22 protein-coding genes and 2 pseudogenes are annotated in these 26540 nt (G+C 67.0%); 3 read left to right on the top strand and 21 right to left on the bottom strand.

Going from position 1 to position 26540, the window contains the following annotated elements; genetic code table 11:
• Positions 1–1009 (top strand): type II glyceraldehyde-3-phosphate dehydrogenase (locus FKV24_RS01335; protein ID WP_141480914.1); only part of this gene is annotated, 1009 nt, incomplete at its 5' end.
• Positions 1010–1172: 163 nt separating this feature from the next.
• Here FKV24_RS01335 and lepB read toward each other — a convergent pair.
• From lepB to ggt, 3 genes are all read right to left on the bottom strand, one after another.
• Complete coding sequence (gene lepB / locus FKV24_RS20165) at positions 1173–1631, bottom strand: signal peptidase I (protein ID WP_141480913.1); 459 nt, start codon at positions 1629–1631, stop codon at positions 1173–1175.
• Positions 1632–1646: 15 nt separating this feature from the next.
• The gene (locus FKV24_RS01325; RefSeq protein ID WP_141480912.1) at positions 1647–2228 is read right to left on the bottom strand and encodes a DUF6448 family protein; all 582 of its coding nucleotides are present in this window, start codon (positions 2226–2228) and stop codon (positions 1647–1649) included.
• A 148-nt stretch (positions 2229–2376) separates the two neighbouring features.
• Positions 2377–4038: a gamma-glutamyltransferase gene (ggt, locus tag FKV24_RS01320; protein WP_141480911.1), complete on the bottom strand. Its 1662-nt coding sequence runs from the start codon at positions 4036–4038 to the stop codon at positions 2377–2379.
• Between the two features lie 135 nt (positions 4039–4173).
• On the opposite strand from ggt, the pseudogene FKV24_RS01315 reads away from it, so the two are divergent.
• Positions 4174–5136 (top strand): annotated as a pseudogene (locus FKV24_RS01315) (cation diffusion facilitator family transporter); the annotation flags it as partial.
• A gap of 224 nt (positions 5137–5360) precedes the next feature.
• Here the strand turns inward: FKV24_RS01315 and FKV24_RS01310 are convergent.
• From FKV24_RS01310 to FKV24_RS01275, 8 genes are all read right to left on the bottom strand, one after another.
• Positions 5361–6779, bottom strand: a complete 1419-nt coding sequence (locus FKV24_RS01310) for an NADH-quinone oxidoreductase subunit N (protein ID WP_211371744.1) — start codon at positions 6777–6779, stop codon at positions 5361–5363.
• A 15-nt stretch (positions 6780–6794) separates the two neighbouring features.
• Positions 6795–8285, bottom strand: a complete 1491-nt coding sequence (locus FKV24_RS01305; protein ID WP_078756876.1) for a complex I subunit 4 family protein — start codon at positions 8283–8285, stop codon at positions 6795–6797.
• A 2-nt stretch (positions 8286–8287) separates the two neighbouring features.
• On the bottom strand, positions 8288–10198 hold the full coding sequence (locus tag FKV24_RS01300) for an NADH-quinone oxidoreductase subunit 5 family protein (protein WP_141480910.1): 1911 nt from the start codon (positions 10196–10198) through the stop codon (positions 8288–8290).
• Positions 10195–10497: an NADH-quinone oxidoreductase subunit NuoK gene (locus FKV24_RS01295; protein ID WP_141480909.1), complete on the bottom strand. Its 303-nt coding sequence runs from the start codon at positions 10495–10497 to the stop codon at positions 10195–10197. Before FKV24_RS01295 ends, FKV24_RS01300 begins: the two co-directional genes overlap by 4 nt.
• Complete coding sequence (locus tag FKV24_RS01290) at positions 10494–11057, bottom strand: NADH-quinone oxidoreductase subunit J (RefSeq protein WP_078756879.1); 564 nt, start codon at positions 11055–11057, stop codon at positions 10494–10496. The genes FKV24_RS01295 and FKV24_RS01290 overlap by 4 nt, the downstream gene beginning before the upstream one ends.
• Positions 11058–11060: 3 nt before the next feature.
• A complete protein-coding gene (locus FKV24_RS01285) occupies positions 11061–11996 on the bottom strand; it encodes a complex I subunit 1 family protein (RefSeq protein WP_141480908.1) in 936 nt (311 codons plus the stop codon).
• Positions 11989–13230, bottom strand: a complete 1242-nt coding sequence (locus tag FKV24_RS19440) for a hypothetical protein (RefSeq protein ID WP_211371743.1) — start codon at positions 13228–13230, stop codon at positions 11989–11991. Before FKV24_RS19440 ends, FKV24_RS01285 begins: the two co-directional genes overlap by 8 nt.
• Before the next feature lie 77 nt (positions 13231–13307).
• Entirely contained in the window at positions 13308–13631 is a 324-nt protein-coding gene (locus tag FKV24_RS01275) for an NADH-quinone oxidoreductase subunit A (RefSeq protein WP_200809168.1), read from the bottom strand.
• Positions 13632–13912: 281 nt separating this feature from the next.
• Between FKV24_RS01275 and FKV24_RS20160 the strand changes: the two are divergent.
• Positions 13913–14071, top strand: a pseudogene (locus FKV24_RS20160) (IS5/IS1182 family transposase); the annotation flags it as partial.
• A 102-nt stretch (positions 14072–14173) separates the two neighbouring features.
• Here FKV24_RS20160 and FKV24_RS01270 read toward each other — a convergent pair.
• From FKV24_RS01270 to FKV24_RS01225, 10 genes are read right to left on the bottom strand one after another with little or no spacing between them, the layout of a single operon-like run.
• Positions 14174–14821: a DUF6629 family protein gene (locus tag FKV24_RS01270; RefSeq protein ID WP_141480907.1), complete on the bottom strand. Its 648-nt coding sequence runs from the start codon at positions 14819–14821 to the stop codon at positions 14174–14176.
• A gap of 12 nt (positions 14822–14833) precedes the next feature.
• On the bottom strand, positions 14834–16027 hold the full coding sequence (gene cfa / locus FKV24_RS01265) for a cyclopropane fatty acyl phospholipid synthase (RefSeq protein WP_141480906.1): 1194 nt from the start codon (positions 16025–16027) through the stop codon (positions 14834–14836).
• A 2-nt stretch (positions 16028–16029) separates the two neighbouring features.
• Entirely contained in the window at positions 16030–17214 is a 1185-nt protein-coding gene (locus FKV24_RS01260) for an MFS transporter (RefSeq protein WP_141480905.1), read from the bottom strand.
• A complete protein-coding gene (locus tag FKV24_RS01255) occupies positions 17214–18071 on the bottom strand; it encodes an alpha/beta fold hydrolase (RefSeq protein ID WP_141480904.1) in 858 nt (285 codons plus the stop codon). Before FKV24_RS01255 ends, FKV24_RS01260 begins: the two co-directional genes overlap by 1 nt.
• A complete protein-coding gene (locus tag FKV24_RS01250; RefSeq protein ID WP_141480903.1) occupies positions 18068–18550 on the bottom strand; it encodes a hypothetical protein in 483 nt (160 codons plus the stop codon). Before FKV24_RS01250 ends, FKV24_RS01255 begins: the two co-directional genes overlap by 4 nt.
• Positions 18551–18586: 36 nt before the next feature.
• Positions 18587–20176: an ABC1 kinase family protein gene (locus tag FKV24_RS01245; protein WP_141480902.1), complete on the bottom strand. Its 1590-nt coding sequence runs from the start codon at positions 20174–20176 to the stop codon at positions 18587–18589.
• Between the two features lie 25 nt (positions 20177–20201).
• A complete protein-coding gene (locus FKV24_RS01240) occupies positions 20202–22664 on the bottom strand; it encodes a phosphoketolase family protein (protein ID WP_249040862.1) in 2463 nt (820 codons plus the stop codon).
• Complete coding sequence (locus tag FKV24_RS01235) at positions 22661–23575, bottom strand: ribose-phosphate diphosphokinase (RefSeq protein WP_141480901.1); 915 nt, start codon at positions 23573–23575, stop codon at positions 22661–22663. Before FKV24_RS01235 ends, FKV24_RS01240 begins: the two co-directional genes overlap by 4 nt.
• Positions 23572–25089 carry a thymidine phosphorylase family protein gene (locus tag FKV24_RS01230; protein ID WP_141480900.1) on the bottom strand — a complete coding sequence of 506 codons (1518 nt, stop codon included), beginning with the start codon at positions 25087–25089 and terminating at the stop codon, positions 23572–23574. The genes FKV24_RS01235 and FKV24_RS01230 overlap by 4 nt, the downstream gene beginning before the upstream one ends.
• Entirely contained in the window at positions 25086–26471 is a 1386-nt protein-coding gene (locus tag FKV24_RS01225) for an MBL fold metallo-hydrolase RNA specificity domain-containing protein (RefSeq protein ID WP_141480899.1), read from the bottom strand. Before FKV24_RS01225 ends, FKV24_RS01230 begins: the two co-directional genes overlap by 4 nt.
• Positions 26472–26540: the final 69 nt, after the last annotated feature.

Below are 26540 nucleotides of genomic sequence, written 5' to 3'. Positions count from 1 at the left end.
TCAAGGCGCGCTCTTCGGCGCTCAGGTGGTGGTAGGTTCTGGACATGGCAACGCCCCGATATGGGGGTGTTGCACTTGGAAGTTGAGCCTAAGCTTCCGCCTGTTCGGTGCTACCGCGGAACATGCAGAGGCGATGCGGAAATCTGGCCTCGATGTCGTGGGAAACTTGGATGATCTGCTCGGGATGAGCGATCTGGTGGTTGACTGCACGCCGAAGGGGATTGCGGCGAGGAACGTCGACAGTTATCGACGACGGGGCGTCAAGTTCATCGTCCAAGGTGGCGAGAAGCACGAAGTGACCGGGCACTCCTTCGTCGCCGAGGCCAGCTACTTGAGCGCATTGAACCGGGAAAGCACGCGCGTCGTCTCCTGCAACACCACCTCGATCGTCAGAACCCTCGCTGCATTGAAGCACGCTGACCTGCTGCGGCGCGCGCGTGGAACGCTGCTGCGCCGCGCCACGGATCCGTGGGAAAGCCATCTCGGGGGGATTATGAACACCCTCGTCCCCGAGCCTGAGATTCCCAGCCACCAAGGGCCAGACGCGCAGAGCGTCGACCCCGATCTGGATGTCATCACGATGGCAGTCAAAGTGCCGCAGACACTGGCGCATTTGCACTACTGGTCGGTGAAGCTGACCCGACCGGCGTCCAAGGAGGATGTGCTGGACGCCTTCGTCGCATCGTCCCGGATTGCCCTAATACGCATGGATGCCGGGTTGTCGGCTCTCAATACAGTCAAGGAACTCATGGCCGACCTCGGTCGGTCGCATGACAATCTCTATGAAGTGGCCCTGTGGTCTGACATGTTGAAAGTTGAAGGGGACGAGTTGTTCTACGCTTACATGGTCGATAATCAGGCGATCGTCATTCCAGAAACTATCGACGCAGTCCGGGCTTTGACCGGAAGAATAGACAATGCGGATGAGTCGATGGCCAAGACGGACGCAACGCTCGGCGTCGGTTTGCTGACCGAAACGCTGGACAACCATGATCGGAAGAGTGCTTGACGCCCACCGCGTTGAAGCGCCGCCGATCTGGTCCGCTTTCGCTATGGCCTTACACCGATTCTTACCGGCGGCGCATGGTTGGTGCATTCATCGCGTCCCCACCTCGCGTGATCGCCGGTTCCAGCCCAGGCTAACCATCGTGAACGGCGGTCCATCCTCGGCGTCAATGTCGGCCGAGCAGGAGGCCACGATTCCCGACCCCCGTTCGCACTGCCCCCGCTCGGATGAGGATGCCCGCAATTTCATCTCGACCCACGTACGGATTGCGCCAGCTGCGGGAGTCACTGGAAGCGTCCCGATTGTCCCCGAGAAGCAGATAGTGGTCTTCGGGCACTGCAAACGCGCCCTGATAGGCGGAGGCGGACGCGTACGGTTCGACCAAGATCTGCCCATCGACCCAGATCCGCCCTACCTCAATCCGCACCCGCTCGCCGGGCAGTCCAACGATGCGCTTGACGATCCGTCGACCAAGCTCCCGCGAGTCGACCGCAACCACTGCGCCCCGGCGAAAGCGATGCCCGCGCAGGGGCTTGAGGGTCAGGACGAGCTGCCCGTCGCGAAGGCCGGGGGCCATCGAGTTTGACACTACCCGCGTCAGCCAGAGGGGGAGGGCGCGGAGCATCGTCGGGGGTAATCGTCAGTGCTGACCGTGGTCGTGACCGCCGTGATGGTGGTGCTCGTCTTCGCCTTCGGCGTATTTGAAATAGCTGACATAGGCGGCGACGTAATCACGGGCGGCCGTGAGATCGTCGACATCGAATCCCTTCTTGCAGAGCGCGACATTGAAGCGCTTTTCCAGTTCGTCCCAGCGGTCTTCTGCAATCAGGCCGCGCAGTGGGCTGACCGTGCCGCTGTCCAGTGCGGTATCGGCTGCAACAACCTCGGGCGCAAGTTCGGTGCCCGTGGGCTTGATGCCTTCATAGCCCGCGCCCTCGCCGTGTCGGTGGACGCGCACGAGCGTTTCCAAGAAATGGCGGTCGCCGGCCCCGGCTCCGGCACCTGCGCGGCTGGCCCGTGCGGCATCGAAAGCGGCGCGCACCTCGTCCTCTCCCTCAGGGAAGACCCACTTCAGCGCGTAGTTGGGATTGCCGGTTTCCAGCGCCCGGTAGCCGTCCTGCACCGCGGGTCCGTCCTCGGTGTCGCAGTGGGCAGAGGCGGGCTGGACGAGCAGCGCGCCCAGCGATCTGGCGGCAGAAGCAAAGCGGGTGATCGGATTCATGGTGAGTCCTTCTCGATGTTGCAGAGGGCAGCAATGCCCGCGTCTCCAGTCTGCCCCTGCCCGAAACGCGAAAGCCTTGATGCAGGTCAACTCGCATTGGCGGGGACGGACACTGTCCCGGTGAGTGTGTTCTGCGGCGCGCGCCCGGTCAGAACCCCATCGCCGCGCCGTCCCCGCGCGGGTCGGCGCCGCCTTCGAAGAAGCCCGTGCGCCGGTCGATGCGGATCGCCTGGGCGTGGCCCAGCGAACCCTCCCAGCGCGGGGCGATGGTCACCGGCTGTCCACGCAGGCGCAGTTCGCGGGTGGTTTCGTCGGGGATGCGCGACTCCAGCATCAGGCTGCTTGAAGCCGTGCCCCAGGTGCGGCCCAACAGCCAGCGCGGGGCCTCGATGGCCTGCTGGACGTCATAGCCGAAGTCGATCAGGCGCGTCAGCATCGCGGCCTGGGTCTGCGGCTGGCCTTCGCCGCCCATGGTGCCGTAGGCCAGCACCGGTGCGCCGTCCTTGAGCAGCATCGCGGGGATGATGGTGTGGAAGGTGGTCTTGCCCGGCTCCAGGCGATTCGGATGGCGCTCGTCGAGCGAGAAGAAGCAGCCGCGGTTCTGCATCAGCACGCCGGTGTCGCCGGCGACCACCGCCGAGCCGAAGTCGTGGTAGATCGACTCGATCTGGGACACCACCAGGCCATCGGCATCGGTGACGCAGAAATAGACGGTGTCGCCGTCGGCCGGCCGGCGGTCGGCTTCCGGGCCATAGCGCAGGCCCGGTTCAACCCCGCCCATCGGCAGTGCGCGCGCCGGATCGATCAGCGCGCGGCGCTCGTCGGCGTAGTCCTTCGACAGCAATGTCGCGAGCGGGATGTCGACGAAGTCCGGGTCGCTCAGCCATTCGTCGCGGTCGGCGAAGGCGACCTTCACCGCCTCCACGATGTGGTGGTAGTAGTCGGCGCTGCCTTCGCCCCAGGACGCGACGTCGAAGCCTTCGAGCAGGTTCATGATCTGCAGCGCGGCGAAGCCCTGGGTGCTCGGCGGCATCTGCACGATGTCGTGGCCGCGGTAGCTGGTGGAGATCGGTTCGACCCACTTCGCGTGGTAGCCGGCGAAGTCCTCCGCGCGCAGCGGCGAACCCTCGGCAGCCAGCGCATCGCATATGCGGCGGGCGACATCGCCTTCATAGAAGCCCTCGCGGGCGCCGAGGTTCGCGATCTGTTCCAGCGTATGCGCCAGGTCGGCCTGCACCAGGCGCTCGCCTTCGCGCTGGGGCACGCCCTGCGGCAGGTAGACCTGCGCGGTCCGCGGATACTGCCTGAGGATCTCGACGTCGGCCGCCAGCCAGTCGGCCAGCGATCGCGTGATCGCGACACCGTCGCGCGCATGGCTGATGGCATCGGCGAACAGGTCCTTCCAGGGCAGCCTGCCGTGGCGCTCGTGCGCCAGGCGCCAGCCGTCGACGGCACCCGGAATGGTGAGCGCGGCCAGCGCGCCGCGCGCCGGGATCGCATCGGTGCAACCGTGTTCGCGGTAGTGGTTGCGGGTCGCGGCCTTGGCCGCCGGGCCGGCGGCGTGCAGGGCTTGGACGCCATCGGTATCGGGCCCGGCGATCAGCCAGAAGCCGTCGCCACCGATGCCGGCCATGTGCGGGTACACGGCGCACAGCGTGGCGTTGACGGCGATCGCGGCGTCAACGGCGCTGCCGCCGCGACGCAGGGCCTCGAGGCCGGAGGCCGAGGCGAGGTAGTGCGGCGAGGACACCATGCCGCGGGATGCAAGGACCGGGGGGCGCCCGGTGCGGGGTCCGTTGGCGTGGCTCATGTCGATCTCCTCAGGGTTGCGTGGATGGGGTGTCGTCGGCGGGCGCCGCGGCCGGGGGTGGCCCCAGCAGCAGCCGCTGCAGCGGCGGGATCAGGCCGCCGCAGACCAGCGCGGCCATGCCGGACGGGCTCCGTCGCGGTCATCTCCGATGCTTTCCACACCTTCTCCGCTGTTGGCGGCGTCCTCATTGCGTTGGTCGCGCTATGGCTCGGGGAGCGCAAATCCAGCCCCGCCCGGACATTCGGTTATGTGCGCGCCGAGATACTGGGCGCCCTGTTCAACGGTCTGTTCCTTGCGATCATGGCCCTGTTCGTCTTCGGAATGGGCGCGATGCGGCTGATGGAGCCCATCGATTTGCCGACGACGCCCATGCTGATGGCGGCGGCCGGCGGCATCGCTACGGAACTGGTCGCGCTCTGGCTGCTCTACGAGCGACAGAAGGGCGACTTGAACCTCCGCGGCGCCTATTGGCATATCCTCCAGACTTTCGTCGGCAGCCTCCTGATCATCGTGTCCGCCCTGGTGATCCGCTTCACGGGCTTCCTGGCAATCGACCCGCTGCTGGGGATGGCGTTCGGCGTCGTGCTCCTGTGGGCGTCATGGGGGATCACGAAAGACGCTCTCCACATCCTCCTGCAAGGCACGCCGCAGGATCTCGATCTGGACGCCGCGATCTCCGCCATTCGTGACGTAGAGGGCGTCACCGACGTCCACCATGTCCACGCGTGGAGCCTGACGTCGAGCGTCAATGTCTTCTCAAGCCATGTCCGCGTGCGCAGCGTGGCGGAAGGCGACCGCGTGCTGCGGGAGGTGAGCAGCCTCCTGCGCGAGCGATTCCAGATCTACTTCTCGACCACCAGATCGAGGAGCGCTGCCTTGCGACCGAAGAAGGGGCGGCGACCACGATCGAATAACGTGGCGCGAGTCCGGTACGAGCGCGACAACGGGCGCTACACGAGCCGGCCACGGATGAAACGAAATCCCGGAAGCAGAGGAGGAGTCCAGGCATGCAGCGCGAGGACAGGAACGCCGCATCCGTGGGTGCACGAATGCGCCAAGAGGCGATCAGCCAGTGGGAGAACGAGGGCGGATCTGTAGCGGCGGGTTGGCTCCTCCCAGAGGACGGCCGGACAGTCATCGGCGAAGTCGGGGACGCCCAAGAGAGCGACGATTGCGGTCGCCTTGTCGCGTCCGCCCGCGCCCTGAGCCCTGCGACTTCATAGTGAGCCTGTCTGGGCGGGTTCAACATCCATCGGGACAGTCCGGCCGCCGCCATCCGCCCCGGACGGTTATCGGGGGGCTGGCGACTGCGTTGTTGCCCTTCAGAGCAACAGAGGCCCTTCTAACGCCGCCCACAGCGAACCTGCCAGGATACCGAGGCCCAGGCTCGCGATAGCGGCAGTAGCGCCGGTGACAGCGGGCCATGCGCCTGTGGTACCCGGGCGGGGACCGGGGGAATCCTTGGTCGGCCGCGCGAAAGCGGGGCCGATCCAGCGCAGGTAGTAGAAGAGGCTGAGCAGGCTATTGAGCACCACTACGAAGGTCAGCCAGCCGTGGCCGGCATCCCAGGCGGCGGTGGCAGTGGTGAGCTTACCGACGAACACGGCCAGGGGTGGAGTACCTACCAGTCCCAGCAATGCGACGAGCAAGGTCAGTGCAAGCCCCGGCCTGGTGCGGACCAAACCCCGGTAGTCGGTGAGTTTCCTGTGCTCGGGTAGCGCCGCGGTGACGGCGAAAGCCGCCACATTGGTCAGGGCGTAGGCTGCCAGGTAGAACAACAGCGAGGGCAGGGCGAGGTCGCTCCGTCCGACGGCGGCTACGGGCACGAGCATGTATCCCACTTGCGCCACTGTCGACCAGCCCAGCAGTCGGCGGGGGTCACTCTGCCAGTAGGCAGCGAGGTTGCCCAAGAACATCGAGGCCGTGGCTAATGCTGCCGCGACGATCAACCAGGACTCGTTGCCGGTCGAGACGGTGGCCACAAGCCGGTACACGGCCACCAGCGCTCCGATTTTTGGGACGGTGGTGAGGAATGTGGCAGCGGTGCCACCGGTGCCTTGCGCCGCGTCGGGTATCCAGAAGTGGGCGGGCACGCCACCGGCCTTGAACATCAGCCCGGCCAGCACGCAGAGCACCCCGACGCCGACGGCTGCGACCGGGGCAGCAGGCAACTCGTCGGTGAGTCGGCTGTAGTCGGTGCCGCCCGCCAAGGCGTAGAGTACGGTGACTCCGAGCATGAGCACGATGCCGGACAGTGACCCCATGAAGTACGTCTTCATGGCTGCTTCAGCGCCGGTTTTGCCGCCGGTGAGCCCCACGATCCCATACAAGGGGATGCTGGTCAGCAGGAACCCAACGATGAGCACGAGTAGATCGGTGGTCCCGGCCAGCACCATCACCCCGGTGGCCGCGAAGAGGAACAGCGCGTAAGTGTCGGATTCTCGGTGGGAGCCGGCGATCTCTCCAGATGCCACACCGAGGACCAACAGGGTAGCCAGGGCGATGATCACCCGGGCTGCGCCGGTGGCGACGTCCACGGCGTAAGTGCCAGCAAACGCCGCCTGCGGCGGATCGGCCATGGCCACGGCGGCGACGATGGCGGCACCTACCAGGGCCAAGGCAGCCACCGTGCGAGCGACCCACTGCCGGTCGCGGGGCAGAAACGACCCGCCTATAAGCACGACCAATCCACCGAGAAAGACGATGATTTCCGGCAGGAGCAGTGCAGGGTCCATCTGCATCGAGGGGTCCAACGGTTACCTCCCGACCAGTTCGACGAGAGCGGCCGAGGCCGGCACGATCACATCGAGTAACGTCCGGGGTAATACCCCAATGAACAGCGACAAGGCCAGTAACGGACCGATGGACCATAGCTCTCGGCCGTGGAGGTCTGAAAATCCGCGCGAGTGGCCTTGCGTGGGACCGAAGAAGACTTGCTGGAACGCACGCAGGAACAACGCGGCGGTGATCAGGATGCCCACAAGCCCAATCGCTGTGACGGGGGCAACAGCGATGCTGCCGGCAAAGATCTGGAACTCGGCGATAAACCCGGACAATCCTGGAAGGCCCAGGGAGGCGAACGCCGCAACGGCGAACAGTACCGTGTAGCGAGGTGCGGGGGCAGCCAAACCGCCGTAGGAGTCAATGTTGTAGGTCTTGGCACGGGCATACATCGAACCGGCCAGCAAGAAGAGCGCGGCGGTGACCAGACCATGGCTGACCATCTGCACGACCGCCCCGGTTACTGCCACGGAACGCGCTTCGGCTGTGTCATCGACGACGAGCCCCGCCGCGCCCAGCGCCAGGACGATATACCCCATGTGGTTCACCGACGTGTAGGCGATCATCCGTTTGAGGTTGGTCTGAGCCAGCGCTACAAACGCACCGTACAACACCGAGACGATACCGATGACTATGATCACCCAGGCCCAGGCCTGCCACGCCGCGGGAAGGATCGGCATGGCGATGCGCACGAAACCATACGTGCCCATCTTGAGCAGCACGCCCGCCAGCACAGCCGAGCCGGTGGATGGCGCATCGGTGTGCGCCGGGGGCAACCACGTGTGGAAAGGCACGGTAGGCGTCTTCACGGCCAGACCCACCAGGATTGCCGCCAGCACCAGTCCACCGACCAGCGGACTGTCGTCCAGCGGGGTGGCTGCGACAAGTTCGAGAATGTCGAAGGTGTGTGGGTCAGAAGCCACGTAGAGCCCGATGAAGCCCAGCAGCAGGGCCAAGGAGCCTAGAAAAGTGTAGAGGAAGAACTTCAGGGCCGAACGGGCTGCGTTACCGTGGCCCCACCCGGCGATCAAGAAGTACATGCCCACGATGGAAAGATCAAAGAACACGAAGAACAAGATGAGGTCGGCGGACACGAACACGCCGAGGCTCACACTCTGCAGGAATAAAAACAGCCCCACCTGCGCGCGGGGCCGTTCAACGTCCCGAAGAGCGTAGATGGCACAGGCCAAGAAGACGACTGCCGTCATAGCTAACAGCGGCAATGACAGCCCGTCCACACCGATGTGGTAGCTACTGTTGACCCCCGGGATCCAGGGCACCCGTTCTTCGAACGCCAACGCGTTCGGGCCCGGATCTTCGTAACCGGCCCAGAGCACGCCCACGAGCACCAGTTCCACGACACTTACGGCCACCCACACCCACCGGGAGGTCGCGGGCCCGATCGCGGGCACTACCGCGATAACGAGTGCAACGGCCAGAGGCAGAAAAACAATCAGACTGAGCATGCTTATCCAATCACAAGGTAGATGGACCAGACCACGACGCCCACGGCGAGCACCACGACGGCCTGGAGTAAGTACTGGTGGACGGCCCCGGTCTGCGGGACCCGGGCAAGATGTCCGAGCCGGCGAACCCAGCCGGCGATGACCTCGACACCTCGGTCGATGCCCTCGTCATCGACACGGGCCATACCCCTGGCTATCACGGGCATTGCCCCGGCGATGACTTCAACACCTCGGTCGATCCCTTCGTCATCGACACGAGCAGCACTCCTGGCAAATACAGGCACTACCCCGGCCAGGGCGTTCAGGGATCGGTCTACAACTTGGTCATCGAACCACGCCAGGGCGTGGGCCAGGGCCAGCGACGGACGGACAACGATGGCGTGCGCAGTCGCCTCCAGCCCCAGCCACCCGAGAGCCCACCCGGGTTCGGGTGTACGGAGTCTGCGCATCAGCAGCACCACGACCGCAGCGACGCCGGCAGAGATAATCAGTTCGGTGACAGAGACTTCACCGTGGCCACCCATCGCGGCGGTCAGTATGCCGCTTAACGGCGGCAGGGCGAGCGCACCGAGCAAGGCTGCACCGACAGCGAGCACGAACAGGGGAACCTGTTCCGGGGTACTGACCGTGCCGGTGGCATTGGAATCGACGCTCTCGCGCGCACTGCGGCGCCAAATCGTCCACAGGATCTTGCCGGAATAGGCTGCCGACAGCGCTCCGGCCACCAGTCCGACAGCGTAGAGCCACGGAGAAGATTCGAGTGTGGCCGTGAGCACTGCGTCTTTCGTGGCCCACAAGGACAAGGGGGCGACCCCGGCCAACGCCAATGAAGCCACGGTCGCGGCCACGCCCGTCACAGGCCACCGCCGGGCCACACCCCGCAATTTCACGAACTCTTCGGTGCCCAGTGCCGTCAACCACGCACCGGCCGCCAGGAACAACAGCGCCTTGACCGAGGCGTGTGCCACCAGGTGGGCGGCACCTCCACTCACGGCGCCCACACCGGCGGCAAGCACCACGAAGCCCAACTGGGCAACCGTGGAAGCGGCGAGCAGCTGCTTGAGGTCCCGCTGTCCCAACGCGACAGCCCCCATGAGGACCGCTGTGATCACACCGATCCAGGCGGTCACCGGCCCGGCCCACCCGGTCGAGGCCAGCAACGGCTCGACACGCAACAACAGGTAGCCGCCCATGGCGACCATCGCTGCCGAGTGCAGCAGTGCGCTCACCGGGCTGGGACCCTTCATCGCCCCGGAAAGCCAGAAAGAGAAGGGCAGCTGTCCAGCTTTGCCCAGAGCCGCCACCAGGATCCCGGCCGCGGCGACGTGTCCCCACGGGCCCTGTGCGGCTGGCAGATCGGCCAACGCCATGCCCGCCCCACCGGCCAGCGCGGCACCGGCAGCGACGTAGAGGCCCAGGTCAGCAGTGCGAGTCGTGATAAAGGCAGTCAGTCCTGCCGAAACCCGGTCGGAGTCCCGCCACCAGAACCCGATCAAGGCATACGAGGTCGCCCCCATTAGCTCCCAGGCGAACAACAGTGCAGGCAGGCTGGCGGCCGATGCGGTTGCCAGCGCAGCTGCGGAGAAAATCAGCATCAGCCCGTGGAAACGGGCGTGTGACTGCCGTATGTTTCCGGCCGCGAACACCAGTACCAGGAAGGTCACTGCGGCGACCATCGGCAAGGTTAACGCCGCGAGAGCGTCGATTTCCAACGCGAAGTCGGCCCCGGCCACGAACGGGTACGACACCGCAGGCCGCGCCAGCGCATTGCCCAAAGCCAGGACAGTCGTCAGCCCTGCAGTCATGAGCGCGATCGGGATCGCGAACCGGCGTGTCCGGGTCAGGACGAGCACAGCGCCCACGGCGGCCGGAAGCACAATCATGGCCAGGAGTGCGATTTGGGCCCCGGTCATCCGGCCAGCTCTTGGGCATTATCGGTCATGTCTGTCTGCCGTCGGCGGTGCAATAGCGTGGCCACGGCAAAGCCCATGCCCATCTCGACCGTCATCACGGCCAATATCACCAGCAGCAGAACCTGTCCAGACGGGTCCGGGGCCAGAAACCACCAGAACCCGGCGGCAGCCAGCAACACCCCGTTGATCATCAACTCCAGTCCCATCATCACCATGACGACGACCTGCTGAGACAAGGCCCCGTAAAGACCCACCGAGAACAAGGCTGCGGCGATCACCAACACACCTTCCAGTGTCATCGGCCCACACCCCCCGGCTGGGGATCGTCTGCAGGTCGCCGACGCAAGTCGTCACCGAATCGGTCATAACGGCTGCGGTGGGCGGCGAGGACCACTCCGGCGACGATGGTTGCGACCATGACGGGGGCCACCACAGCCATGACCAGCATCTTGTCGCCCATGATCGCCAAGCCGAGTGCGTATGTGACATCGTCCGGCGGTCCGCCGCGGCGAGTCGGCCACGGGATAAGCAAGGCACCGCCTGCCAGCAGCACGAAAACACCGACCGAAACGCCGATGGCTGTCTTCTTCCCATGGGTCATATCCATCGGCATCAGCGCCGGATTCATACCCATGAACATCACCATAAAGACAGCCATCACAGCCATTTCCATAACCATCATCAGGATCGTGATCACACCAAGATAACTTTGCTGAAGCAGGAGGATCTGCACGCCCACGGCAAGGAATGACACCGCCAACGCATACGTCGCTCGAGCCATGGAGTCCACCACGAACACCAACGCACCCGCGCCGACAGCAACCACAGCAAGCACCCAGAACGTGATGCCGATAAACATGTTTCAACCTTCCCAGAGGACGACCAGAGAAACGACCAGGTCCTGAGCCACGGCAGCGGGGAGCAGGATTACCCATCCGATTTCCATGAACCGATCCGGGCGCGCCAAGGGAATCTTTCGGCGCAGCCACACCAGCACGGCCAACACCGCGACAGTCTTGATCAGCACCCAGGCCCAGCCTGGCAACCACGGCCCTGAGCCCCCACCCAGGAAGAGTGGCACCGAGAACGCAGCCCCGGTGGCAAGGAACATGTATCGGCCGGCCTCGAATACCAGGCGGTCCACCGCCGAAAGCTCGGCTCGTACCCCACCAGCGATGTCCGCAGACAGAGCTGAGGCGAACGGACCCCACACGGAAAATCCAGTCACGCCGATCAAGAAGACAAGAAACGCCACCGGCATCCACACCACAAACCACAGGCCCTCTTGCGCGGCAGCGATGTCCCCGACGGCGAGACTGCCAGCAGCGATTGCTGGGGCCACCAGGGCGAACATCAACGGCAGCTCGTAGGCCATCCCGTGAGCCAGGAATCTGTAGCCCCCTACCAGACTGTGCGTTGAATTCGCTCCCCACCCCATCAGCCACACCAACGCCCAGACCGCTATATCGACGGCGTTGAACCAGACAACACCGACATCGAGATCGAACAGTGTCCACTGGCCCAACGGAATCACCGCGACCATCAAGAACGCACCCATAAACATTCCAGCGCCGCCCACCCGCCACAGCAGGACATCCGCCGCCACGGTCTTGCGCCGACGCTGTCGCAACAGCCGGGCAGTGCCGCTCAAGGGCGCGGACCACCCACCGCTGCCGCCCTGGGCCCGGGCTGACAGGACCGCATCAAGAGCCACCGCGAAGAAAGCCAGACCGAACAAGATGAACGCGGCAAGTACTGCCCACACAGCGGGCACGACCACCACCGTTTCTTCAGGCATGCCGCACCTCCTGGCTGGTCTGGAACGCCCCTGGATTCAAACTTGCTACGGCCAGTCGCACAGTACCCAGCTCCAACCCCGTAATCAGTTTCGGCAACGTCTCCCACGGAACAGCCCCATCCTGCTCTGAAACCAGACTCCCGCCGCCCACCCCGGCCTGGAGCCGTTCAACCATCGACAACAACCTGTCATAGGCGTCGCCCCGATAACTTTCCGGCAAGTCATGGTGTTCCAGATCGGACTGATCGAGTACCAGCACCCCCCGTAGAAACCAGCGCAGCAACAAAGATCTCCGAATCTTGCGCTGTAACCGCACGGCGCTGTCCCGGGCAGCAGCCCGATCCCCACGCACTAGAGCGTCTCTAACCACACTGGCCCGGGCAGCCAGGTCATCAGCCCCAGCCAGGGCCAGCAGCGACATGACGTCGTCCGACAGCACGGCAGTTGCCAGGTCAGGCTGGGAGCCATGTGCTCGGCCCCCACCATTGTGTCCCGCAACGACAGCGGTCACTGCATCGACGACAACATCACCCTGAAGAGAACAATGCAGCACCAGTCCGGCCGGCCAGAACGGAAGCACGGGACCGAGCGGCAGGTGCAGTACATCCATCTGAAGGCCGTCCCGGCCCTGTCCACCCTGCGCCAGAGGAATCCCCTCCGGAGCCATGTCCATCCCGTGATGACCGCCGTGACCGCCATGGTCCATCTGACCATGAGTCTCGTGGTCCATATGACCATGGCCTTCGTGACTCGTCTGGTCGTGGCCGCCATGGTCCATATGGCCAAGGCCTTCGTGACTCGTCTGATCGTGGCCGCCATGGTCCATCTGATCATGACTCTCGTGGTTCATCGGGTCGTGGCCGCTATGGTCCATCTGATCATGACACTCATGATCCATCTGATCATGGTCTTCGTGGCCCATCTGCCCATGACCCTTATCGCCCATCTGATCATGGTCTTCGGGAATCTGAGGTCTCTTTGCCCGCTCCTTGGCGTCCGTGCGGTGATACGGGGTGTCGACAAGAAGAGTCGCGGCCTCGTCCAGAGCGGAACCCACCTCTCTGGGTGAGGTCGCGTCGATACGGACCCGGGGGCCGGGCATCTGATCCCACAGACGGTCGACTATTTGTGCGAGATCAAGGCCGGGCACACCACAGACCGCGAGCACGTCCGCATCTGCAGCCGTCGATGCCCGACGCCAACCACGGCGCGACAGTTGTTGTTCGAGTTCCACCCGCGTGAACCAATGGCCCGGGACCTCAACGACGAGGACCCGGGTTGCGCGAACCGCCAGACTCGCAAAAGTCCTGGTCAAGCCCACCGGAAGGCTCCCTCCCGCCAGGCCCACGCCACCGCGACGAGCAGGGCTCCGAGAAACAGAAACATCTCCACCACCGCAGAGACCCCTACCTCGGCTACAACCACCGCCCACGGATACATGAACAACATCTCCACGTCGAAGGCGAGGAAGACGATCGAAGCGAGGTACCAGCGCGCATGGAACCGGGATAGCGCGTGCTCCTGGGGCAACCACCCCGACTGGGCAGGAAGCACAGTCAGTGGTTCAGGCTCCACGCTGAGTGCCCGGTGAAGCGCGTAGAGGAACACTACAGCGAAGATCGCCAGCAGTGCCATGGCTATAATCCCGGAGTACATTACAGTCACCTTTCCCTGTGGTCGAGAAAACGAAATCTGTCACTTGTCATCGGGAGAGGTGAACCTGCGCGAGTCATGCCCAGGTGCACTGGCGTCTGACAATGACCGCGCGTTATCCCCGGAACGATGAAGTCGTGGGTCTCGGCCATGGTGATGCAGATCCCTTCCACGTGATATTTGGGGCGGTTAAGGAAGCTCTGAACAACGCCTCTGTTTCGCGCGACAATAGCGCAACCTGATGTGGATGACGATTCACGCAGCTGACGTTTGGTGACGCCGATGGCATTGGCAAGCGCGAGCGCACGGGCCGGGAGATCTTTCTGGCGGAGATGGAGCACGTGGTGCGGTGAAAGGCGTTGCTGGCGCTGATCGAGCCGCAGTGTCCGCGACGCCATCTATTTCCATCTGGGCGGCCTGGATCTCTATCCGCCGGCCGTACATGCCGGAGAATCGTCCACCTGAAACGGTGAAACGCCAATGGATTGAGCTCATCGTTGACAAAGAAGCTGCGGTAATAGAAGTCAGGTTGCATGGCGAGCCGCGGTCCGGCGCGACGTGAGCGCGATGTAGACCATGACGCTGAGCAAGGCGGCATAGAAGCACCAGACCGAGATGAACCAGCGCGCATACACCAGATAGGTGAACCCCGCCGATGCCAGTGCCAGCACGCCGAACCAGCGGATCACCGGCTGGCTCGACATGCCCAGCCCGACCGTCGTCGCGGCAAGGTACAGCGTCAGCGATATCGGCAGGAAGAAGTGTGGCGATCGGTACGCGAGGTGGCCTCCGGTGGGGACCACCTCGATCGGCGTGGCGACCATGCCGAAGAGCAGAAACAGGGCGCTCAGAAAGCCCGCGACACCAAGCAGCGCCAACACGTGGCGCCGCCACGGCACAGGCTCCAGTGCACGCACCGCCCAAGGGGTGAAGACGGGCCAGACCAGGTGGGAGAAGACCGAATAGACCTGTGTTGCCCAGGCGCGCAGGGTGGGTGCGTCCCACGGGTAACTCATCCATACCAGGCCTTCCGTCGCCTGCTGGGCAGCGAACAGGAGCGGGATCAAGGCGAACATGCGTTCGCCGGGCGTGTGCGCGGCCCGCAGCGCAAGCACGCCGATGCCGGTGAGTGCGACGCTGGCGGTGAAACTGGCCGTGGCGGAAAAGCACATGGTAACCTCCTGTCAGCGGGGCGCGACGTAGCCGCCTGGCACGCCGTCGCGGGAAAGGACAAGCTGCCAGAGTTGCGCGTTGCGGCTGCGGAACGCGGCCATGCTGGCGTGCAGGTAATAGCGCCACATGCGGCGGAAACGTTCGTCGTAGCGGGCCGGCAACCGTGACCAGGCAGCTTCGATGTTGCGGCGCCAGGCCTGCAGCGTTCGATCGTAGTCGGCACCGAAGTTGTGCCAATCCTCGTGCACGAACAGACCCTCGCTCGCGGCCGTTATCTGAGCCGCTGAGGGCAGCATCGAATTGGGAAAGATGTAGCGCTCGATCCATGGGTCGGTGCGGTCGGTCGACCGGTTGGTGCCGATCGTGTGCAGCAGCGTGAGGCCATGCGGCCGCAGGCAGCGGTGCACGGTTTCGAAGTAGGCGCGGTAGTTGCGTACGCCCACGTGCTCGAACATGCCGACGGAAAACACCCGGTCGAACTCGCCGCGCACATCGTGGTAGTCCTGCACCCGGATTTCGACGGGAAACCCCGCACAACGCTCGCGCGCGAAGTCCGCCTGCTCGCTGGAGATGGTCAGGCCCACACCGCTGACGCCGTAGTGCTCGGCGAAGTGGCGCAGGGCCTCGCCCCAGCCGCAGCCGATGTCGAGCACACGCATGCCCGGCGCGAGCTGCAGCTTGCGCGCGATCAGGTCGAGCTTGGCGACCTGTGCGGCGTCGAGCTCGGTCGCCTCGCTCCAGTACGCGCAGCTGTAGACCAGGCGCGCGCCGAGCATGGCGCGGTAGAGATCGTTGCCCAGGTCGTAATGGCGCTCGCCGACCTCGAAGGCGCGCCGGCCGCGCTGGCGATTGAACAGCCGCGCACGCAGGGCGTCCCAGCGGTCGGCCCAGCCGATGACGGCCTCATCCAGCCGCGCACGCAGCAGGCGCGTGAGCATCTGGTCCAGCGCCTCGCAGTCCCAGGCGCCATCCATGTAGGCCTCGCCGAGCGCGAGCGAGCCGTTCCGCAGCAGGCGGGGAAACACGCCGGGATCGTGGACGCGCATGTCCCAGGGGCGCGGCCCGTCGACAAGCACGTCGGCGCGTGCAAGGACAGTGGCGACGGCCGCCTGGCCAGGGACCGGACGGCGCGTCGGCGGCGTGGCATGGGGGACGTTGCCGGGCGGCGCAGCGCGGTCGGCAGCAGGAAGAGTGGTCTGGGACATGGTCATCGCTCCTGAGTCGATACGGAAAGTGGAAGCCCGGCCGGTGCGCGGCGTCGTGCAAGCGCGAGCATGGCCGCGGCAAGCAGGATCAAGAGGAGGGTGGCCAGCACAATCTTTCCGGTAAGGGTGACGGCGAACGCGAAACCGCCGGCAAGACTGCCAAGCGCCTGGCCGGCAGCCGTGAACGAAGCGCGCCACCCCAGGCTGGTGGCCTCGGCGGCCCCCGCGGCTCGGGAGGTCCAGTAGACGAGCGCCGGCTGCAGCACGCCGCCACCTGCCGCCACGAGGACCAGGCCGAGCGCACCCGGCCACCTGCCGCCGAGCCAGGCGAGCAATGCGAGGCCGGCAGCGGTGGCGACAAACGAGGGCGCCACCCAGTTGAATGCGCGCAACGGGTCGTGACGCGGACGGAACACGAGCGACTGGGCGAGCAGCATCACCACGCCGCAGCCGGTGAACATGAAGCCGAGTTCGCGCGCCGACAGACCATCCGCGCCCCCCTGCGTCGCGAGCCCCACCTCGTAAACGCTCATTGCCGCAGCCGCCAGTGCGGCCAGCAGAAGCAGCACGACGACGTCGCGATGGCGCGTGGGCGAACCCGGACCGGCCACGACGATGGTGGCTGACCCGGTCGCCGGCCGCTGCGCCGCGGCTGCCAGCACGAGCACGGCGGCGCCGACCAGGACCGGGCCGACCAGGCTGTCGTCAGCCGCTACAACGCCGCCCACGCCCGGGCCGAACAAACTGCCGACCAGCGCGGCGCGGGTCAGGTCCGACAGGCGCTGCGAGCGGTCGCCCTCGCTGCCAGCGGCGCGCGAAGCGGCGGTCTGCAGGGCCGGGAGTGCGGCGCCTGCGAAGATGCCCTGCAGGCCGCGCGCCAACAGCAGCACCGTCGTTTCCGAAGACCAGAGGAGCATGATCATCGCCGCGGCCTGGCCGAGCAGGCTGAAGCGCACGAGCAGGTGTGCCGGGAGTTGTCGACAGACCCGTACCCAGATCGGTGCCGTCACCACCATGGCGGCGCTGTAGACCGCCATCAACTCGGCGATCGCGCGCGCCGGCGAAGGCGACGAAGCCACCACCGTGGGCAGGACGGGCAGCACCACGCCATAGGCGAGCGCGACCGCTGCGCTCGCCGCCAACCCCGGCCGCGCGCTCGCGATGCCGACGGGTTCGCGTCCGGCCATCACGCGATCGCCTCGGCGCGGACGGCTTCCGGCCGCACCGCTTCGCAGAGGGCGTCGATTATCCCATGGCAGGCGCCCGGATCGCGCAACCACGGATGATGGTCGGCATCCAGCGTCACATGGCGCCAGCGCGGGAAACGCGCCGCCAGCTCGGTCACGCGCGCAGGCGGTGCCGTCGCATCACGCAGGCCGTGCACACACGTCACCGGCAGGTCCGGTGGCAGGGCGGCCGCGTCGCCCCGCACGTCGTGCTGGTAGAGGACCTCCCACAGCGACGTGGTGGACGAGGCCATGTTGTGCAGCACCAGGTCGCGTGCGACCTCGGGCGGCACGTTGCGCACCAGATAGGGCAGCCAACGGCCCGCCACGCGACGGGTGACCAGGCACGCGAGCGCGGTCGCCAGCATGTTCGTGTAGATCCAGCCGCCGCGCTGGCTGGCGAACCATTCGATCGCGCCAGCGCGCGAGCCGAAGTCGGGCAGGCTGAACAAGCACAGCGCCTGGACCCGGTCGGGGTGGCGCGCGGCCAAGGCGAGCGCCAGCGCCGCGCCGAGCGAATGGCCGACGAGGACCCGCGGCGGGCCGGCCTGGAGGGTGCGTGCGAGCGCGTCGACGTGCCGCTCGACCGTGTAGCGGCACCAGGGCCGGGGCGAGTGCCCGAACCCATAGAGATCGACCAGCTCGGTCTGCGCCTGCCGGAACGCCGGTGCCACCGGCGTCGAGGTCCAGTAGCGCGTGGTGCCACCGAGGCCCGGCAGGAACGTCACCCGTAGCGACCCCCGGCCGAGAGACTCCACATGCAGGCGTTCGGGAAGACCGGGATGTGCCGGGTCGGCGAAGCCTGGCAGCGTGGTCATGGATTGTGCGCCAGCGTATAGGAGAAGCGGGCGACGATCAGTTCGGGCTCGCCAGGCACGCGCACGGTGGTGGTGAAGACGTAGCGCCCCGGGCTTGGCAGTACGAACACGGCGCCGTGGCTCATCGAGTCGTTGATCGTCATCGGCGCGAGCGTGCGGCTCACCGTCTGCCCGGCGATCGGCACCGTTGCCACGACCTGCACGCCCGTCGGACGCACCCCGTCGCGCATGCGCTCGACGACGACCAGCAGGTGATGTTCGCGCGCATAGTCCCCGCGCGGCAATCCGTGCGCGTCGCGCGGACCGGGGCTGTGGGTTCCGATCGAGGGCGCAGCAATCGCACTGGGCACCATGCCGAAATACAGCGTGTATCCATCGATATGCTGGACTGGACCCGCCAAGGGCGCCTCGGTGGCGGACGCGCTGCCGACGGCCAGGAACAGCACGCCGGCGAGGGACAGGACAAGGCGACGGTTCATGGCGGTTATCCTCCGGATGTCAGTGGCGGGATGCGCTTACAGGTGGCCTGACCGTCCTATGGCAACGACGAGCCGCAGCGACAGGAGCGCTGCGCCGGCGAACGCGATGACGGACAGCCATGGCAGATGTCCGGCCAGTAGCGGACCGGTGCTGTGCAGGGCGAGCAGGGCACCGCTGACGTAGAGGCCCAGGGTAACCAGGGCCAGCGCCAGCCGGTTGCCGGTGCGCGCGAGCGCCTCGTGCGTGGGAGCCAGGCCGTGGTGGTGCACCGAGAACGCGGGTCGTCCGTCACTCAGCTGTGCCTGTCGCAACAGGTCGGTGGCGATCTGCGGCAGCTGGCGGGCGGTGCGTGCCAGCCGCATCGCCAGCGGACGGCGCGCGGGTCGGCTGGCGTCGACGATCGCCATGACGTCGGCTGCCTGCGCCGACAGCGTGCCCAGCAGGTCCATGTCCGGATCCAGTGCCCGCAGCGTGTTCTCGACCAGGAACAACGTGCGGATCAGGGCCAACAGGTGGGCGGGTAGCCGGAAGCCAGCGCCCTGCCCAATGCGTGCCACGCGCCAGATCGCCTCGGCAATGGACCATTCCGCCAGCGGGCGGCTGGCCATCTCGGCCAGGATCAGGTGGATCTCTCGCACATGTGAGCGTCGCTCGACCTGTGGCGGGAAGAATCCCAGGGCGATTGCCGCATCCAGCACGCCCTCGGCATCGTCGGCCGCGATGGCCTCGACCATGCCGCCCAGCGCGAGCCGGGAAGCCGGGTCGAGCACGCCGATCGAGCCGAAATCATGCAGGCACAGGCGACCGTCGTCGAAGAAGAACAGATTCCCCGGATGGGGATCTGCATGGAATACGCCGGCGCCGAACACCTGATGCACGTAGGCATCCAGCAGCTCCCTCGCCAGTGCGGGAGCGGCCGCTGTTCCGTAGGCGGCCTCGAGGCGGGTGCCGTGGCTTCGATCCTGGACCATCACGGCGCGGGCGGCGTAAGGTTCGACGACGTGTGGCTGGGTGATGCCGGGCAGGGCGTCAAGCACCCTGGCCATGCGACGCATGTTCTGTGCTTCGTGGCGCATGTCGATCTCGTCGCGCAGGAAGGCACCCAGTTCGTCGACGAGTTCGAGCGGGCGGTGCCGCATGAGCGGCGGCCACAGCCACTGGGCCACGCGCACCGTGCGCCGCAGCAGCCGCAGGTCGGCCTGCACTTGGGCATGGATGCCGGGGCGGGTGATCTTGACGACCACGTCGCGTCCGTCATGCATGCGCGCCGGGTGGATCTGGGCGACTGAAGCCGCGGCCAGCGGCCTGTCATCGAAGCTGGCGAAGAGCGCGTCGACCGGTGCGCCGAACGCCTGCTCGACGCTGCGCCTCGCCTGCTCCGCAGGAAACGCCGGCACATCGCTGTGCAGTCGCGACAGCGCCTCTCGATAGGGCGCCGGCAGCAGGTCCCAGCGCAGGCTCAAGCCCTGGCCCAGCTTGACGAAGGTTGTGCCGAGCCCCACCAGGGTGGTGCTGATGTAGGCGGGAAGCCGATCGGGTGCACGCCGGCGCAGGCGCAGCACGGCGACTCCGAGCTTCAGTCCGGCCCAGGCGATCTGACCTCCGCGGCGCACCGTGCCGGCCATCAGCGCGAGGTCCTGGCCGGCACGCTCACGACGCCTGTCCCGTTTCCGGGCGCAGGACGGTGGCCGGATCGCCGCGACCATCCACTGCCGCCAGCTCCGCTTCCGACAACAGGCTGCCACGGGACTCGCCGAGGACGCCCGCGGCCGCGTCGACCACGTGCGCCCAGGTGCTGCGGTTGGCGAACAGCAGGCCGGGCACGTCCAGCGTGCCGCCGCGGTTGACGAAGCCCAGCGCCGCGGTGGTGGCCGGGCCGGTGTCGAGCCGGCGCAGGGCGCCGAGGAAGGGTTCGGGGCGGGTGTGGGTGACGAATACGCGCGGTCGGCCCACCGGGAACAGCGCCTGGACCGCGCTGTCGGAGTGCACGTACCGCGCCTCCTCCGGATCGCGCGGCGCGCGGAACCGGCCGGGCTCGCCGAGATAGACGATCGCGGCCGACACCCCGCGTTCGGCCAGGCGCGCCTGCGCGCGACGCACTTCCTGCAGCTGGTACGCGCCGGTGGCCACCAGCAGGATCGCCGCCGTCGCCGGATCGCCGGCCAGGCAGGTTGCGCCGGTCACGGCCAGCGCCTCGGCCTGCTGTGGCGTCAGCTCATGCGGCACCGGGCGCTTGGGGACGACCAGGGTGGTGACCGTGCCGCGTTGCGCGTAGGCGTGGGCGAGGGCCGCGGCGGCGCCATTGGCGTCCGGGGGAAACACCACGCGCGAAATGTCGGCCATTTCGCCCAGCAGCGCCTCGGCCATGGTCGGATCCTGATGCGACTGCTCGTTCTTCGCGTTCTCCCAGGTGTGGGAGGTCAGCACCAGGGGCACGCCCAGCCAGCCGGGCGGACGTCCCGCCTGCGCCTGATGGCGGGCGAAGATCAGCTCCTGGCGCACGGCGCCCAGCATCTTCGGTGCGAACGCCTCGTAGGTGACCACCAGGTTCAGCCCGCCCTTGTTGCCGAGTGCGGCGCAGACCACGGCTTCCTCGTTGAGCGCGGTGATGACCGCGCCGGTGGGCGATTCGGCGACGCCGGGCTCGGGCTCATGCACCCGGTGCTTCATCGCGTCCAGGGTGCGGTCGAGCTTGTTGCTGCGCAGCTCGTCGGGATTGCCCACGCGCACGCGCAGGCCCGGGTTCGCTTCGGCGATCGCGACAAACTGCTCGTCGAGCGCGGTCATCGGCGAGCTCTCGCCGCCGGCGCCGCGGTCGGCGATCGCCGGGACGCGGGGCGGTTCCACCTGGCGATCGGCCAGCGCATGGTCGCGCTCGCGCACCCGCTGCTGGAGATCGTGGCTGTTGAGTGCGGCAACGGCCTGCTCGAGCTCCGACGCGGCCACGAACAGCGCCGCTGCGCCTTCATTGAAGAGCGTGCGCGCCGCGGCATCCTTCGCCGGATTCCCCGGCAGCGGCAAGTTGTGCGAGGCGTTGGTCCCGGCGCCGGGGAAGCCGAAGCCCTTGACGGTTTCGGCGATGCCATAGGGCAGCCGCACGTCGGCGGGAACAGCGGCGCCCGCTTGCAGGCGCGACTCCATCACGTGGATGCCCCACGCGATGCTGGCCGGATCGCGCCCGTCCAGCGCGATCGGATCAAAGCCGTTCAATCGCAGGTGCCGGTCCAGCCACCGCTCGCCGCCCTGCTGGGTGATCTGGCTGCGCTGTTCGATGCGGCGCCCGTTGAGGATGATGATCGGGCTGACCAGTCCGCTGTCCTCGGCGCGCCACCAGCGTGGCGCCCAGTCGCTGCCACGCTGTTCCTCGAACGCACCGTCGCTGAGGAAGGCGACCAGGCGTTCATCCTTGAGCGGCGCATGCACGTACTGCAGCTCGGCAAAGCCGAGATAGCCGCCTTCCATCACGCCCCCGGCGGTGTGCGCATTGACGTGGGAGCCGAGGGGCGACGCCGGCGTTCCGTCCGGATTGAGGGTGTAGGCATAGAAGTCGCTTACGAACCGGCTCAGCCCTTCGCCGGTGCGGTCGTAACGTTCGGCGTGCCGGTCGGTCATGTTGCCAACCAGCACGTTCAGCGCGTCGATGGCGGCCACGCAGTGCCCCTGGCCCATCATCCACGCGCGGGTGACGCCATCCAGGGAATCCATCAGCAGGTAGCCGGCGTAGGCGGGCACCATGTTGAGGGACCCGCCGGTGTGGCCTTCAGGCGTGGTCTTGAAATCATCGACCTCCAGGGCCGCGCCGTCGGTACGAACGCGCTGGCTGTAGGTCATGTGCGCCACCAGCCACATGCCGGCGCTGGTGACGCGGTCGGCCGCGGCGAGCCGCTGCCATGCGGTGCCGGCATCCGGCGTGCGGCCCAGGGCGACCAGCTCGTGCACCATCTGGCGGACCCGGAGCTGGGTAAGCGGGTCATGTCGGATCACCCCGTAGCCGGCCGCCCAGTGGGCGAACGCGGGATCGGCCTGCCGGTGGGCGTCGGCGAGTTCAAGGATCCGCTGGCGCTCGGCGGCCAACAGCTGGTCGGCGGTGCAGCAGTTGAGATGCAGGTTCATGGGTCCTCCGGGGAATCGGTCGACGCGGTCATCAGTGTCGAGGCCGCAGCGGCAAGGTCCGCGCCGAGCGCAATCGCGTTCGACGGGTGGGGAATGGTGTCGGTGCTCACGATGCGGGCCAGGCCCGCCTCCTGCAGGCGGGCATAAGCATCGCCCGCGAACACCGGATGGATGGCGACCAGCAGCGGCGGCGGCAGGGACAGCTGGCGCAGGTGCGCGAGGGTTTCCAGGATCGTGTGGCCTGACGACACGATGTCGTCGATCAGCACCGGGGTGCGGCCGGCTACGGCCGCCGGGTCGGGCAGGCTCACGCGCACGTCATAGTCGCCGTGCCGCTCCTTGGTCAGCACCTGCCAGGGCATGCCGGAGCGGGCGGCGATGTCGGCGACCCATTGCTCGCTCTCGCTGTCGGGTCCAATCAGAACCGCGTCGGGGACGGTCTCGGCGATCCAGCGCGCCATGGCCGGCGTTGCCGACACATGGGCCGTCGGCATTTGGTAGAGCGATTGCAGACGCTCGACGCGGTGCAGGTGCGGGTCCACGGTCACCAGCCAGTCGAACGCCTCCTCCAGGAACTGGGCAAACAGAGGGGTGCTGACCGCTTCACCACCATGGAAACGCTTGTCTTGGCGCATGTACCCCAGGTAGGGCGCGATCAGGCCGACCGAGCGCGCTCCGAACTCGCGCGCCGTTCGGGCGGCGAAACGCAACGGGAGGGCCAGGGCATCGGCGTGGCGCAGGCTGGCCAGGATGGCCACATCCGTGCCAGCCAGAGAGTCCTCCAGGGTCACCAGCGACTCGCCGTCGGGAAAGTGCCGCCAGGCCACAGCTGCAATGCGCGCCTGCATAGCCTGGTTCATGGTGCTGGCCAATGCTGCATCGGCCGGGAAAGGCATCAGCACACGGGTCATGGAACCTCTCCAAGGACGAAGGGTTGCAAGGTGGCGGCGTGCTCCAGCGCATAGGCCAGCTCGCCCGGAGACTCCGCATGCAGGGTCAGCAGAGGCTGTCCGCGCTCGACCGCATCGCCGACGCGCAGACTCGTTTCCAGGCCGGCGGTGGGGGATGTGGGTGCGCCGGCCAACTTGGCCAGCTTGGCCAGCCTGCGGTTGTCGATTTCCGTGATGCGGCCCGACGCGGATGCCGGAACATCGGCGGTGAATGGCGCCCGCGCCGGTTCGCGGAAGCCTCCCTGGGCTTCGCAGATCGCCAGGAACTTGGCCAGCGCCCTTCCGGAATCCAGCACGCTGCGCGCGCGCTCCAGTCCGGTGCCGGCGCTGCTGCCCGGTGCCATGTCCAGCAGCGCCGCCGACAGCGCAAGCGCGCGTTCGCGCAGGTCGGCCGGTGCGTCGGTGGCGTTGCGCAGCACCTTGAGCACATCGTGCGCCTCGAGCGCCGGGCCGATGCCCCGACCCACCGGCTGGGTGCCGTCGGAGCGATGGATGGCCAGCTGCAATCCAAGCGCGCTGGCGGTGTGTGCAAGCCGCGAGCCGAGGCTGTCGGCCGCAGCCTCACTGCGCACCTTGGCGGTCGGACCCACCGGCATGTCGATCAGCACGTGGGTGGAGCCCGCCGCGATCTTCTTCGACAGCACGCTGGCGACCAGTTGGCCGTCGCTGTCGAAATCCAGCGGCCGCTGGACCCGGATCAGGATGTCGTCGGCCGGGCTCAGGCGCACGTTGCCGCCCCAGACGATGCAGCCGCCCTCGCGCTCCACCACCCGCCGCATCGCCGCCAGGTCGAGCGCCACCGGCGCCATCACTTCCATGGTGTCGGCGGTGCCCGCGGGCGATGTGATGGCGCGCGAGGACGTCTTCGGGATGCGGTAGCCCAGCGCGGCCACGATGGCCACCACGATCGGGGTGGTGCGATTGCCCGGCAGGCCGCCGACGCAGTGCTTGTCCAGCACCGGCCCATCGCCCCAGTCCAGGCGCTGGCCAACCGCGATCATGGCCCGCGTCAGCGCGGTCGTCTCGACGTTGTCGAGGCGGTCGCCCGCGCTGGCCGTGACGAAGGCGGCAAGCTCCAGGTCCGACAGCCTGCTTTCTATCACGTCCTGCACCAGGGCGAGGTACTGCGCGTCGTCCAGCCGTGCCCCGAACACCTTGGCGCGGAGCGCGCCTGCCGACGCCGCGGGTTCCGCGTGCCGGACCCGGGCAAGGACATCGGGCATGGGATCGAGCAGCGTCCACGCGGTCTCCGAGAGCGCCACCTCGTCCAGGCCGAGCCGATCGTCCACGACCACGTTCAGAGTCGCCACCAGCGTGCGCGAACCCACGTCTAGCCTCACGCGAGTCATCGCGGCAAAGCCTTCCGAGCGGCAGACTTCACAGTCGCGGTGCATGTACACCACCGGCTGCTGGTAGGTGTCGATGCCGGCACGGGTGACGCGCAGCAGGGTGTGACCAGCGGCCAGCTCGCTCATCGCGCATCCTCCAGCCCAACGCGCTCCAGGTGCTCCGGAACGCGCGCGCGCCAGCCCAGCTCACGCTGCACGCGCCCGCGCAACGTGTCGGCTGCATCGGGCTCGCCGTGGGTGAGGTAGACGACGCGCGGCGCGGACGGCGCGGTGCGCATCCAGTCCAGCAGTTCCCCGGCGTCGGCGTGGCCAGAGAAGCCTTCCAGCTGCACTACCTCGGCGCGAATGGGGACCTCGCGGCCAAACATGCGCAAGGTTCGCTTTCCTGCCGCCAGCGCGGCACCGCGTGTTCCGCCGGCTTGGTAGCCCGCGAGGAGGATCGCGTTGCGGTCATCGGGGCCGAACGCTTCGATGTGGTGCAACACGCGCCCCCCGGTCGCCATCCCGCTGGCGGAGATGATGATCATCGGCCCGCGCTGGCGGTTGAGCGCCTTCGACTCTTCCACCGTGTTGACGAAGGTGGCCACGTCGAACATCCGCTGGCAGTCCTCTTCGGACACGTGGTGCTCGGAATGGTGGGCGTGGTAGTGCCGGGTCGCGTTGATCGCCATCGGGCTGTTGAGGTACACCGGCACGCGAGGGATCTCCTTGCGCTCACGCAGCCGGGCGATATGCAGCATGAGCGCCTGGGCGCGGCCGACAGCAAAGGCGGGGATGACGATAACGCCCCCGCGCGCGGCAACACGGCGGATGATCGGGGCCAATTCCGCTTCCTGGTCGATCGGGACGTGTTCGCGATTGCCGTAAGTGGACTCGCAGACCAGTACGTCGCAGGCGGGCAGGGGCGTCGGCGGATTCATCAGCGATTCCTGCTGCCGTCCCAAGTCGCCGCTGAAGTGCAGGCGCTGCCCCTGGACATCCAAGCTGACGTGGGCGGCGCCCAGGATGTGGCCTGCGGGGTGGAAGCGCACCGTGAAGCCGGGCGCGACCTCGATGTCGCGTTCATGGTCATGTCCCTGCAGCTGCTTCAGGCTGCGACGGGCGTCCTCTTCCGTATAGAGCGGTCGCGGCTCCTTGTGCTTCGAGTAGCCCTTGCGCGCGGCGTACTTCGCCTCTTCTTCCAGCAGGTGCCCGCTGTCGGGAAGCAGCAGTCCGCACAGCGCCACGCTGCCGTGGGTGCAGTGGATCCGGCCGCGGAACCCCTGCTTGACGAGTGCGGGCAGGTAGCCCGAATGGTCCAAGTGGGCGTGGGTCAGGATCACCGCATCGATTGATGCCGCGTCGACGGGAAACGGTGCCCAGTTGCGCTCGCGCAGCTGTTTGTAGCCCTGGAACAGGCCGCAGTCGACCAGCACGCGCTGGCCGTTGGCCTCGACCAGGTAGCGCGAGCCGGTGACTGTGCCCGCGGCGCCGAGGAACTGCAGGGTGGGGTTGGAAGACGCTGTCATAACGTGACTCCTGTCTCGGAAAGAAGCGATTGCGGGAGGCGTTGGAAGGGCCGATGCGCATCCCCGTGC

The sequence above is a fragment of the Marilutibacter maris genome (assembly GCF_006546735.2).
Taxonomy (GTDB): Bacteria; Pseudomonadota; Gammaproteobacteria; order Xanthomonadales; family Xanthomonadaceae; genus Marilutibacter; species Marilutibacter maris.
The sequence above is the reverse complement of the archived record's forward strand: the minus strand, read 5'-3'. Positions and strand labels throughout refer to the sequence as shown.

Coding starts and splice junctions, on each gene's coding strand:
- lepB (WP_141480913.1), bottom strand. CDS start 1,631: ATGCTCCGCGCCCTCCCCCTCTGGCTGACGCGGGTAGTGTCAAACTCG.
- FKV24_RS01325 (WP_141480912.1), bottom strand. CDS start 2,228: ATGAATCCGATCACCCGCTTTGCTTCTGCCGCCAGATCGCTGGGCGCG.
- ggt (WP_141480911.1), bottom strand. CDS start 4,038: ATGAGCCACGCCAACGGACCCCGCACCGGGCGCCCCCCGGTCCTTGCA.
- FKV24_RS01310 (WP_211371744.1), bottom strand. CDS start 6,779: ATGCAGATGGACCCTGCACTGCTCCTGCCGGAAATCATCGTCTTTCTC.
- FKV24_RS01305 (WP_078756876.1), bottom strand. CDS start 8,285: ATGCTCAGTCTGATTGTTTTTCTGCCTCTGGCCGTTGCACTCGTTATC.
- FKV24_RS01300 (WP_141480910.1), bottom strand. CDS start 10,198: ATGACCGGGGCCCAAATCGCACTCCTGGCCATGATTGTGCTTCCGGCC.
- FKV24_RS01295 (WP_141480909.1), bottom strand. CDS start 10,497: ATGACACTGGAAGGTGTGTTGGTGATCGCCGCAGCCTTGTTCTCGGTG.
- FKV24_RS01290 (WP_078756879.1), bottom strand. CDS start 11,057: ATGTTTATCGGCATCACGTTCTGGGTGCTTGCTGTGGTTGCTGTCGGC.
- FKV24_RS01285 (WP_141480908.1), bottom strand. CDS start 11,996: ATGCCTGAAGAAACGGTGGTGGTCGTGCCCGCTGTGTGGGCAGTACTT.
- FKV24_RS01275 (WP_200809168.1), bottom strand. CDS start 13,631: ATGGCACTGCTGGCGATCTTCGCTGTAGTGTTCCTCTACGCGCTTCAC.
- FKV24_RS01270 (WP_141480907.1), bottom strand. CDS start 14,821: ATGTGCTTTTCCGCCACGGCCAGTTTCACCGCCAGCGTCGCACTCACC.
- cfa (WP_141480906.1), bottom strand. CDS start 16,027: ATGTCCCAGACCACTCTTCCTGCTGCCGACCGCGCTGCGCCGCCCGGC.
- FKV24_RS01260 (WP_141480905.1), bottom strand. CDS start 17,214: ATGGCCGGACGCGAACCCGTCGGCATCGCGAGCGCGCGGCCGGGGTTG.
- FKV24_RS01255 (WP_141480904.1), bottom strand. CDS start 18,071: ATGACCACGCTGCCAGGCTTCGCCGACCCGGCACATCCCGGTCTTCCC.
- FKV24_RS01250 (WP_141480903.1), bottom strand. CDS start 18,550: ATGAACCGTCGCCTTGTCCTGTCCCTCGCCGGCGTGCTGTTCCTGGCC.
- FKV24_RS01245 (WP_141480902.1), bottom strand. CDS start 20,176: ATGGCCGGCACGGTGCGCCGCGGAGGTCAGATCGCCTGGGCCGGACTG.
- FKV24_RS01240 (WP_249040862.1), bottom strand. CDS start 22,664: ATGAACCTGCATCTCAACTGCTGCACCGCCGACCAGCTGTTGGCCGCC.
- FKV24_RS01235 (WP_141480901.1), bottom strand. CDS start 23,575: ATGACCCGTGTGCTGATGCCTTTCCCGGCCGATGCAGCATTGGCCAGC.
- FKV24_RS01230 (WP_141480900.1), bottom strand. CDS start 25,089: ATGAGCGAGCTGGCCGCTGGTCACACCCTGCTGCGCGTCACCCGTGCC.
- FKV24_RS01225 (WP_141480899.1), bottom strand. CDS start 26,471: ATGACAGCGTCTTCCAACCCCACCCTGCAGTTCCTCGGCGCCGCGGGC.